We start from the raw sequence: 9,973 nt of genomic DNA on the forward strand, positions 1-9,973 counted from the left end.
ACGACCATTGTAGGAGCGCCCCGCCGCCACCCGCCAGCCGCGATCAGAGTCGCTGCACCCCGTGCACGACGCCCAGACGCCGGATGCGACGGATGACGTCGGCCAGGTGCTTGCGATGGCTGACTTCGATGGAGAACTCCATCACCGACACCGTCAGGTCGCGTTCGCGGTATTCGACCGCGTCGATGTTGGAGTCGCTTTCCGCGACCGCGGCGGCCACCTGGGCCAGCACGCCGGGCTTGTTCTCGACCTCGATGCGCAGGATCACGCGGTAGTCGCCCTCGACGTTGCGGTCCCAGGCCATGGGCACGCAGCGCTCGGGGAACTTGCGGTACTCGGCGACGTTCGGGCAATCGGTGCGGTGCACCACCACGCCCTTGCCGGCGCTGAGGTAACCCATGATCTCGTCGCCCGGGATCGGATGGCAGCACGCGGCGAAACTGAGCACGCCGCGTTCGTTGCCGGTGATCATGATGCGCTCGGTCGGCGCCAGCGTCGTTTCCTCGCCGGGCAACGGCAGGTCGTCCTGGCCGTTGGCCATCATGCGCGCCACCTGCGCCGGCATGCGGTTGCCCAGGGCGATGTCGGCGAGCAGTTCTTCCAGGCGCCGGTAGCGCAGGTCGGCCAGCAGCTGTTCGATGCGGTCCGCCGGCACCCGGTCAAGCGAACTCTCCATGGCCTCGAGCGCACGGTCGAGCATGCGGTGGCCCAGGTCCACGGCGTCTTCGTGCTCGAGCCGCTTGAGGAAATGGCGGATGGCGGTGCGCGCCTTGCTCGAGACCACGTATTCGAGCCACTGCGGCCCGGGCGAGGCCGAGGGCGCAGTGATGATCTCGACGCTCTGGCCACTGGCGAGCTTGGTGCGCAGCGGCACCAGCTTCTTGTCGACGCGGGCGGCGACCGCGTGGTTACCGACGTCGGTGTGCACGGCATAGGCGAAATCCAGCGCGGTGGCGTTGCGCGGCAGCGCCATGATGTCGCCCTGGGGCGTGAACAGGTAAACCTCGTCGGGGAACAGGTCGACCTTGACGTTGTCCAGGAACTCCAGCGACGAACCGGCTGCCTGCTGGGTGTCCATCAGGTTGCGGATCCAGTCCTGGGCCCGGGTCTGGGCGGCGCTGCTGCCCGAGCCGGAACTCTTGTAGAGCCAATGCGCGGCGACGCCGCGCTCGGCCACCTGGTCCATTTCGTCGGTACGGATCTGCACCTCGACCGGCGCGCCATACGGACCGAACAGCACCGTGTGCAGGCTCTGGTAACCATTGGCCTTGGGGATGGCGATGAAGTCGCGGAAGCGGCCTTCGAGCGGCTTGTAGACCGAGTGCACGGCGCCAAGCGCGTGGTAACACTGCATCACCTCGTGCACCACGATCCGGAAGCCGAAGACGTCGAGCACTTGGTCGAGGCTTTTGTGCTCCTGCTTCATCTTGGTGTAGATGCTCCAGGGCGACTTGACCCGACTCACCAGCGAGTGCGGGAGCTGTTCCTTGGCCAGGCGCTGCGCCAGCTGGGCCTCGACGGTGGCCAGGGCTTCGCGACGCATCACCGGCTGGGAGGCGATGCGCCGGGAAATCACTTCATGGCGCTTGGGATGCAGGGCCCGGAAGCCCAGGTCCTGCAGCTCGGCCTTGAACTTGTTCATGCCCAGTCGCTGGGCGATGGGCGCGTAGATCTCGAGGGTTTCGCGGGCGATGCGCCGGCGCGAATCGGCGGCCATGGCGTCGAGCGTGCGCATGTTGTGCAGGCGGTCGGCCAGCTTGATCAGGATGACGCGCAGGTCGCGCGCCATCGCCAGCATCATCTTGCGAAAGCTCTCAGCGGCAGCCTCCTGGCGGTCGCGGAACTGCAGCTTGTCGAGCTTGGTGACGCCATCGACCAGTTCGGCCACCGCCGGGCTGAACTCGCGCTCGATCTCGCTTCGCGGCAGCGGCGTGTCTTCCAGCGCGTCGTGCAGGATGGCGGCGCAGAGGGTTTCGGCGTCGAGCCGCAGGTCGGCCAACAGGGACGCGACCGCCACCGGATGGGTGATGTAGGCCTCGCCGGACTTGCGAATCTGCCCCTCGTGGGCGCGGGCGCCTACTTCGTAAGCGCGGCGAACCCGCAGGACCTGCTCGGGCGGCAGGTATTCGGCCAGCCGGCGCTCGAGCGCCAGCACCGCGTCGGGACACGGGTCCGGACACGGGGCCTGAGCCAGGGTTGGCTTGGAAAACGAAGACATGCCCGGAGCCTACGCGGGCGCGGGAAAGGCATCAATGCCGGGGGCTGCAGCCGGCCCGGCAGGGCGGATCAGAGGTCGTCGCCGCCCTTGCCCAGGTCGTCGTCCACCACTTCGGCGGCGGCCCATTCCAGGGCTTCACGCTCGGCACGCTCGCGCTCGGCGCGCTCGACGTCGTCGATCATGGCCTGGTCGACCTTGCGGGCGGCGATTTCACGCAGCGCCAGCACGGTGGGCTTGTCGTCGTTCTCGGAGTTGTCCAGCGCCGGCTCCACGCCCTTGGCCAGCTGGCGGGCGCGCTTGGACGCCATCAGGACCAGCTCGAAACGATTGTCCACGACGGACAGGCAGTCTTCCACGGTAATGCGGGCCATGGGATCTCCTCAGCCGCGGGGCCCGGCCGGGGCACCACGGAAAATCAATGAGTTACGTGAACCGGGCATTCTACCCCTGGCCGGCTTCCCCTGCAATCAGGCCAGCAGGTCGCGGATCAGGCCGGCGTGGCGCCGGGCCTGGACCGGTTGGCGCAGGCGGTGGGCGACGAAGATCGCCCGCAGCTCGGCCGCGGCGGCGTCGAAGTGCTCGTTGACGATGACGTAGTCGAACTCGTCGTAATGGCTCATTTCCTCGCGCGCGGCGGCCAGCCGGCGGGCGATGGTCTCCTCGCTGTCCTGGCCCCGGTTGCGCATCCGGGTCTGCAGGGCGTCCCGGGACGGCGGCAGGATGAAGACGCTGACGCTGTCGGGCACCTGCTCGCGGACCTGGCGTGCGCCCTGCCAGTCGATCTCCAGCAGCACGTCCTTGCCCGAGGCCAGCTGCGGCTCCACCGACTGCCGGGCCGTGCCCTTGTAGTCGCCGTGGACCAGGGCATGTTCGAAGAAGTCACCGTCGGCGACCATGCGCTTGAATTCGTCCTTGCTGACGAAGTGGTAGTGCTGGGCGTGCCGCTCGCCGGGCCGCGGCGCGCGCGAGGTGAAGGAAATCGACAGGGCGATGCCCGGCTCCTTGGCCAGCACCGCGTTGACCAGGCTGGACTTGCCGGCCCCCGAGGGCGCGGCGACGATGAAGAGCGTGCCCCTGGGCGTGTTCATTCGAGGTTCTGCACCTGTTCGCGGAGTTGTTCGATCAGCACCTTCAGTTCGACCGCGGCCTGGGTGGTGCGGCTGTCCACCGACTTCGAACCCAGGGTGTTGGCCTCGCGGTTGAACTCCTGCATCAGGAAGTCCAGGCGACGGCCGACGGCTTCGGGCAGGCCGAGCACGCGCCGGGCCTCGGCGACGTGGCTGGCCAGGCGGTCCAGCTCTTCGTCCACGTCGATCTTCTGCAGGTTCAGCACCACTTCCTGCTCCAGCCGGCCCGGTTCCAGCGGCTGCTTGAGGTCGGCGAGCTTGCCGTCGAGCTTGGCGCGCAGGGCGACCCGGATCTCCGGCAGCCACTCGCGGACCTGGCCGGTGATGCGCTCGATGCCGTCGATGCGCTCGCTCATCACCGCGGCGAGCTTGGCGCCTTCGCGTTCCCGTGCGGCGACGAATTCGGCCAGGGTGTCCTCCAGCAGGGCCAGGGCGTCGGCCTGCAGGCCGGCCTGGTCCAGGGCTTCTTCTTCGACCACGCCGGGGTAGCGCAGCAGTTCGGTGAATTCGGTGCGCAGCGCGGGGAAACGGGCCTGCGTCGCCTGGGCGGCCGCTGCCAGCTGGTCGAGCAGCGGCTGGTTGAGCCTGAGTTCGCCGCGACTGCCGGCGGCCGGCCGGAAGCGCAGCACCAGGTCGACCTTGCCGCGCGTGACCTTCTGGGACACGCGTTCGCGCAGCGCCGGCTCGATCGCCCGCAGTTCCTCGGGGGCGCGCACCACCAGTTCGTGGAAGCGATGGTTGACGGCGCGCAGCTCGCAGGCCAGCTGGCCACCGGTGGCGGCGCGCTCGCAGGCGGCAAAGGCGGTCATGCTGCGGATCATGGGCGGGGCCGGTGGGAAACAGCCCGAATGGTAATCTAGCCGGCCAAAGATTGCCGGATCACCGCCGATGACTGCTTCCTCCCGCCCCAGCGGCCGCGCCCACGATGAACTTCGCGCCATCGGTATCGAACGCAACTACACCCGGCATGCCGAAGGCTCGGTGCTGGTGAGCTTCGGCGACACCCGCGTGTTGTGCACCGCCAGCGTCGAATCGCGCGTGCCGGGCTTCCTGCGCGGCAAGGGCGAAGGCTGGGTCACCGCCGAGTACGGGATGCTGCCGCGCGCCACCAACACCCGCAATGACCGCGAGGCCTCGCGTGGCAAGCAGGGTGGCCGGACGCTGGAGATCCAGCGTCTGATCGGGCGGAGCCTGCGCGCCTGCGTCGACCGCCGCGCGCTGGGCGAACGCACCATCACCCTGGACTGCGACGTGCTGCAGGCCGACGGCGGCACCCGCTGCGCGGCCATCACCGGCGCCTACGTGGCGCTGTGCGACGCGATCAGCTGGCTCAAGGCCAAGGGTGAAATCACCCGCGACCCGGTCGTGGGCGCCGTCGCCGCGGTGTCGGTGGGCATCTGGCAGGGTACGCCGGTGCTCGACCTGGACTACCGCGAAGACAGCGGCTGCGACACCGACATGAACGTCGTGATGAACGACGGCGGCGGCTTCATCGAAGTCCAGGGCACCGCCGAAGGCCATGCCTTCCGCCGCGGCGAACTCGACGCGATGCTGGCCCTGGCCGAAAAAGGCGTCGCCGACCTGGTCGCCCTGCAGCGTGCCGCGCTGGCTGCCTGACGCATGCCGCAACTGGTGCTCGCTACCTCCAACCCGGGCAAGCTGGCCGAGCTCAGGCCGCTGCTGGCCGAGTTCGGCCATGCGCTGGTGACCCAGGGCGAGCTGGGGGTCGATGATGCGGTCGAAGACGGCAAGACCTTCCTGGAAAACGCGCTGATCAAGGCGCGGCACGCCTGCCTGGCGACCGGGCTGCCGGCGCTGGCGGACGACTCGGGGCTGGTGGTGCCGGCCCTGGGCGGTGCGCCGGGCATCCACAGCGCGCGGTATGCCGGCAAACACGGCGACTCGGCCGGCAACATCGCCAAGCTGCTCGAAGCCATGCACGAACTGCGCGACGAGCAGCGCGAAGCCCACTTCAGCTGCGTCCTGGTGCTGCTGCGCCACGCCGACGACCCCGAACCGCTGGTGGCCCAGGGTCGGTGGTTCGGGCGAATCCTGCCGGCGCCGCGCGGCGGGGCCGGTTTCGGCTACGACCCCGTGTTCCTGGACCCGGCCAGCGGCAGGACCGCGGCCGAACTCGACGCCGCCACCAAGAACCGCACCAGCCACCGCGGCCAGGCCATCGCCCGCCTGCGCGAACTGCTCGCCGGGGCATGAGCGGCCTGCTGGTGCCACCGCCGCTGTCGCTGTACATCCATGTCCCGTGGTGCGTGAAGAAGTGCCCGTACTGCGACTTCAACTCGCATGGGAAAACCGGCGAACTGCCGGTGAAGGCGTACGTGGCCGCGCTGGTGCGCGACCTCGAGCAGGACCTGCCCCTGGCCTGGGGACGGCCGGTGCACAGCGTGTTCTTCGGCGGCGGCACGCCCAGCCTGTTCCCGCCCGAAGCCATCGGCGACATCCTCTCGGCCTGCAGCGCCCGCCTGCGTTTCGCGCCCGGCGCCGAGGTGACGATGGAATGCAATCCGGGCACGGCCGAATTCGGCCGCTTCGAGCACTACCGCGCCGCGGGCGTGAACCGCATCAGCTTCGGCATCCAGAGCTTCGACGACGGCTGCCTTCGCCGGCTGGGCCGCATCCATGACAGCCAGGAGGCCGAGCGCGCCGTGAAGCTGGCCCAGGACGCCGGCCTGGACAACCTCAACCTCGACCTGATGTATGCGCTGCCCGGCCAGGACCTGGCCATGGCCCTGCACGACGTCGAGCGTGCGGTGGCGCTGCAACCCGCGCACCTGTCCCATTACCAGCTGACGATGGAACCGAACACGGCCTTCGCGGCGCGGCCGCCGGCCGGCCTGCCCGACGAAGACAGCGCCTGGGACATCCAGGAACACTGCATCCAGGCCATGGCCGCCGCCGGCTACGCACAGTACGAAGTCAGCGCCTATGCCCGGCCCGGCCGCCAGTGCGCGCACAACCTCAACTACTGGCGCTTCGGCGACTACCTGGGCATCGGCGCCGGCGCCCACGGCAAGATCAGCCTGGGCGCCACCGGCGAGATCCGGCGGCGCTGGAAACCCAAGAACCCGCGCGACTACCTCGCCCACGCCGGCACGCCGGACGGCATCGGCGGCGACGACGCCATCGCCCCGGCCAACCGGCCCTTCGACTACATGCTCAATGCGCTGCGCCTGGTGGAAGGCTTCAGCCTGGCCGACTTCGAGGCCCGCACCGGACTGGGTCGCGACCAGGTCGCCACCGAGCTCGAACACGCCCGCCAGCGTGGCTGGCTCGAGGCCAGCGGCGATCACTGGCGACCCACCGAACTCGGCCAGCGCTTCACCAACGATGTGATCGGCCTGTTCCTCAGGGACTGAAGCGCGCTCACGCGCCGCTAAGGCGCAGGACGGCAAGGTGGGCCGCATGCTCGACACCATCGTCCTGACCTGCCCGCACTGCGGGGAACGTTTCGAAACCGTGGCCGACCCGTCGGCCGGCGACACCGAATACGTGGAGGACTGCTTCGTCTGCTGCCGGCCCATCACCGTGCGCCTGCACGTGGGCGGCGACGGCGGCCTCGCGGGTTTCGAAGCCGACCGCGACGACTGACCCGGTCTTGATCTAGAATTCACCCGCCCCTGGTGCTCGGGAAGCCGGTCTGAATCCGGCGCTGCCCCCGCAACGGTAGGCCAGCTAAGCCTTTCAGCAAGCCACTGTGCCCCCGGGCATGGGAAGGCGGAAGGCCGGCGCGACGCCCGTCGCGCCACTGGCAAGCCCGGAGACCGGCCGGGGGCTGGCTGCCGGCGCGTCCGGCGGCCACCACGGCGCGTCGCGGAGGGCGGCGGGGCGGCGCCATGGCCCCGGCCCTGTGCGTTCCCCTCTTCCCTGTGCACGCGCCACGACCCGCGGGTGAGCGTCACAGGAGGTTTCACCATCATGTTTTCCCCAGCCAACCACCACGCCCTGTGCGTGGCCGTCGCCTTGTCCCTTTCCGCCCCGGCCATGGCCCGGGACGCGCGCACGCTTGATGCCGTCCAGGTCACCGCCAACCGGGTCGAACGCCCGGTCACCGAAACCCTGGCCTCGGTCACGGTGATCACCCGCCAGGAGATCGAGACCAGCCAGGCTCCCGACCTGATCGACCTGCTGTCGCGCCAGGTCGGCGTCGACATCGCCCGCACCGGCGGCCCGGGCAATGCCAGCACCGTGTTCCTGCGCGGAGGAAACGCCCCCCATGCCCTGGTGCTGGTGGACGGCGTGCGCGTCGCCTCCACGGGCCAGGGCGTGTTCGACTTCGCCCACCTGCCTATAGAACAGATCGAGCGCATCGAGATCGTGCGCGGTCCGCGGGCGGCGATCTGGGGTTCGGACGCCATCGCCGGCGTCATCCACATCTTCACCCGGGACCCTTCGGCCGCGTCGGCGCGGGTATTCGCGGGCAGCTACGGCCGGATCGGCGCCAATGCCGGCACCGGCGTCGGCGACGACGACCGCGGATGGGGCCTCACCGCCGGCTGGCAGCGCTTGCGCGGCTTTTCCGCCAGCAATGCCGACGCCTGGGGCTTCGACCCCGACGACGACGGCTACCGCAACCTCAACCTGGGGCTGCGCGGTCGCAGCACGCTGGGCAGCCAGCGCCTGGCGTTCAATGCCATCGCCACCGAGGGCGACGTCGAATTCGACCAGGGCACCACCCGGGCCCGGAATCGCTCCGTCGGGCTCAGCCTGGGGGGCGACCTGGGCGCGAACTGGAGCCACCAGCTGGCCCTGGGCCACGCCCGCGAGGACCTCGACACCGTTTCGGGCTTCAGCAACGCCTTCCGCAGCCGGCGCAGCCACCTGGACTGGGTGAACACCCTGGCCCTGGGCGCCACCGGCACCCTGAACCTGGGCGTGAACTGGCAGGACGAGCAGGGCATCTCCTCGAACGTCTTCGACGGCGAGACGTTCTCGCGCAGCCGTCGCAGCCAGGCCGCCTTCGCCAGCTACGGTGGCCGCTTCGGCAGCCAGCTGCTCGACCTGTCGGTCCGCCACGACGACAGCGACCAGTTCGGTGCGGCCACCACCGCCAATGCGGCCTGGGGTCTGGCCTTCGGCGACGCCGGCCTGTTCCGTCTGTCCTGGGGCGAGGGTTTCCGGGCCCCGAACTTCAACGAGCTTTATTACCCGGACACCGGCTATGGCTTTGCCGGCAACCCCGACCTGCACCCCGAACGATCGAACACCTGGGAGGCGGGCCTGTCGCTGGGGCTGGCCCCGGGCCACCGCCTGGACCTGTCGGCCTATCGAACCCGCGTGCGCGACCTGGTCGCCTTCGCGGCACCGGGTACCAACAACGCGATCAACATCAACCGCGCCCGCATGGACGGCGTCGAGCTTGAGTACCGCTACGACGGCGCGTCCTGGACCTACGGCGGCAACCTCGCCTGGCTCGACACCGAAGACGAGGCCACCGGACTGGCGCTGCTGCGCCGGGCGCGGCACAAGGCCCACGCCGACATCGGCTACCGTTTCGGCAACGGCCTCGAGCTCGGCCTCGACGGCGACTACGCTTCGTCGCGGCGCGACTTCGGCGGCGATCCGGGGGCCTACGCCATCGCGCACCTGCGCCTGGCCTGGACGGTTTCGGCCTCGTGGCGGCTCGAAGCACGCATCGAGAACCTGACCGATCGCGACTACACCCTGGTGCAGGGTTACAACACCCCGGGGCGCAGCGTCGTGCTCGGATTGGTCTGGAACGGCAAACACTAGTCGTTCCGGCCACCCGCGTCAGCGGTGACGCGGGTGGCCCGGCCCTAGGCGTGGGCGCCCGGGTGTGCCTAGAATCGCGCTGGGGAATCACTCGGAGAGACGGATGCCCGCATCCGCACCACCTCCGCACGCGCCGGCCCCGACGCTGGCGTCGCGGCCACTGCCGGACAGGGTTCGCAGCCTGTTGGGCGGCATCCTTGAGTATGCGTCCGATGAAATCGAACGCACGCTCGTGGGAACGCTCAACGAGTTCGAGCAGCAGCTGTTCAAATACGCTGAACAGGCCCGCAGCAACATCGTGCAAACGCGCTGGCTGGAAGCGCAGCGGCTGGTCAAGCGCACGCGGCCCGACCTGGTGCCGCGCTTCCTGATCGCGCTGGAGGCCGAGCTCGCCTGCATCAAGGATCCGCCCGGCCAGAAGCCGCTGATCGGCGGCTTCCGTTTCAACCGCGACGAAATGGCCCTGGTGGACAACCTGGAGATGGACGAGGCCACGGTGCTGGCCGAGGTCGCGGGCCGCGTGGAAGTACGCAACAGCCTGCCGCTCTACCTGCTGGGGCAGCGTTTCGGCGTGCTGGCGGGCAAGCCGGCCTTCGATGCCGAGACCCTGCCGGTCGGGCCGCACAGCCTGTCGCGCATGCTGCGCCAGGCCGCCGAATGCCTGGAGCTGAGCGCCGAGCATCGCGCGCTGCTGTACCGCACCTTCGAACGCCACCTGTCGCCGCTGTACGGCACCTTCATCGAATCGATCAACACCTACCTGTCCCGCAACGGCGTGCTGCCCAACCTGCACTACGTTCCGGTCCGTGCACGGCCGATGGCGGCTGCCAGCCCGGCGAAGCCCCGGCAGGCGCCGGCCAGCGACGCCAGCACGCCTGCC

General features: G+C 69.6%; 10 protein-coding genes and 1 riboswitch. Of the genes, 6 read left to right on the plus strand and 4 right to left on the minus strand.

Annotation, left to right across the window (positions count from 1 at the left end):
- Positions 1-43: 43 nt before the first annotated feature.
- From N788_RS12015 to N788_RS12030, 4 genes are all read right to left on the minus strand, one after another.
- Positions 44-2,218 (minus strand): RelA/SpoT family protein, encoded by a 2,175-nt coding sequence (locus N788_RS12015; protein WP_034225391.1) that lies wholly within the window; start codon positions 2,216-2,218, stop codon positions 44-46.
- A 68-nt stretch (positions 2,219-2,286) separates the two neighbouring features.
- A complete protein-coding gene (gene rpoZ, locus N788_RS12020) occupies positions 2,287-2,589 on the minus strand; it encodes a DNA-directed RNA polymerase subunit omega (protein ID WP_034225393.1) in 303 nt (100 codons plus the stop codon).
- Between the two features lie 96 nt (positions 2,590-2,685).
- Entirely contained in the window at positions 2,686-3,306 is a 621-nt protein-coding gene (gene gmk / locus N788_RS12025; protein ID WP_034225395.1) for a guanylate kinase, read from the minus strand.
- Complete coding sequence (locus tag N788_RS12030) at positions 3,303-4,166, minus strand: YicC/YloC family endoribonuclease (RefSeq protein ID WP_034225396.1); 864 nt, start codon at positions 4,164-4,166, stop codon at positions 3,303-3,305. Before N788_RS12030 ends, gmk begins: the two co-directional genes overlap by 4 nt.
- Before the next feature lie 67 nt (positions 4,167-4,233).
- On the opposite strand from N788_RS12030, the gene rph reads away from it, so the two are divergent.
- The 6 genes from rph to N788_RS12060 form a co-directional block, all read left to right on the plus strand.
- Positions 4,234-4,962: a ribonuclease PH gene (gene rph, locus N788_RS12035; RefSeq protein WP_034225398.1), complete on the plus strand. Its 729-nt coding sequence runs from the start codon at positions 4,234-4,236 to the stop codon at positions 4,960-4,962.
- A 3-nt stretch (positions 4,963-4,965) separates the two neighbouring features.
- A complete protein-coding gene (gene rdgB, locus N788_RS12040; protein ID WP_034225400.1) occupies positions 4,966-5,559 on the plus strand; it encodes an RdgB/HAM1 family non-canonical purine NTP pyrophosphatase in 594 nt (197 codons plus the stop codon).
- Positions 5,556-6,719: a radical SAM family heme chaperone HemW gene (hemW, locus tag N788_RS12045; RefSeq protein WP_034225401.1), complete on the plus strand. Its 1,164-nt coding sequence runs from the start codon at positions 5,556-5,558 to the stop codon at positions 6,717-6,719. Before rdgB ends, hemW begins: the two co-directional genes overlap by 4 nt.
- A gap of 46 nt (positions 6,720-6,765) precedes the next feature.
- Positions 6,766-6,951, plus strand: coding sequence for a CPXCG motif-containing cysteine-rich protein (locus tag N788_RS12050; RefSeq protein ID WP_034225403.1), 186 nt, complete (start codon positions 6,766-6,768; stop codon positions 6,949-6,951).
- Positions 6,952-6,964: 13 nt separating this feature from the next.
- Positions 6,965-7,147, plus strand: a riboswitch (cobalamin riboswitch).
- A 131-nt stretch (positions 7,148-7,278) separates the two neighbouring features.
- Positions 7,279-9,093, plus strand: a complete 1,815-nt coding sequence (locus N788_RS12055; RefSeq protein WP_034225404.1) for a TonB-dependent receptor domain-containing protein — start codon at positions 7,279-7,281, stop codon at positions 9,091-9,093.
- A 103-nt stretch (positions 9,094-9,196) separates the two neighbouring features.
- The coding region (locus tag N788_RS12060; RefSeq protein WP_034225405.1) for a DUF1631 family protein at positions 9,197-9,973 on the plus strand (777 nt) is incomplete at its 3' end.

This window comes from Arenimonas donghaensis DSM 18148 = HO3-R19 (assembly GCF_000743535.1).
In the GTDB taxonomy this organism is placed as follows: Bacteria; Pseudomonadota; Gammaproteobacteria; order Xanthomonadales; family Xanthomonadaceae; genus Arenimonas; species Arenimonas donghaensis.

What these genes read in the sequence shown, in the direction of transcription:
- rdgB (WP_034225400.1), top strand. Translation starts at nt 4,966, where the DNA reads ATGCCGCAACTGGTGCTCGCTACCTCCAACCCGGGCAAGCTGGCCGAG.
- rph (WP_034225398.1), top strand. Translation starts at nt 4,234, where the DNA reads ATGACTGCTTCCTCCCGCCCCAGCGGCCGCGCCCACGATGAACTTCGC.
- N788_RS12050 (WP_034225403.1), top strand. Translation starts at nt 6,766, where the DNA reads ATGCTCGACACCATCGTCCTGACCTGCCCGCACTGCGGGGAACGTTTC.
- N788_RS12030 (WP_034225396.1), bottom strand. Translation starts at nt 4,166, where the DNA reads ATGATCCGCAGCATGACCGCCTTTGCCGCCTGCGAGCGCGCCGCCACC.
- N788_RS12015 (WP_034225391.1), bottom strand. Translation starts at nt 2,218, where the DNA reads ATGTCTTCGTTTTCCAAGCCAACCCTGGCTCAGGCCCCGTGTCCGGAC.
- gmk (WP_034225395.1), bottom strand. Translation starts at nt 3,306, where the DNA reads ATGAACACGCCCAGGGGCACGCTCTTCATCGTCGCCGCGCCCTCGGGG.
- N788_RS12055 (WP_034225404.1), top strand. Translation starts at nt 7,279, where the DNA reads ATGTTTTCCCCAGCCAACCACCACGCCCTGTGCGTGGCCGTCGCCTTG.
- hemW (WP_034225401.1), top strand. Translation starts at nt 5,556, where the DNA reads ATGAGCGGCCTGCTGGTGCCACCGCCGCTGTCGCTGTACATCCATGTC.
- rpoZ (WP_034225393.1), bottom strand. Translation starts at nt 2,589, where the DNA reads ATGGCCCGCATTACCGTGGAAGACTGCCTGTCCGTCGTGGACAATCGT.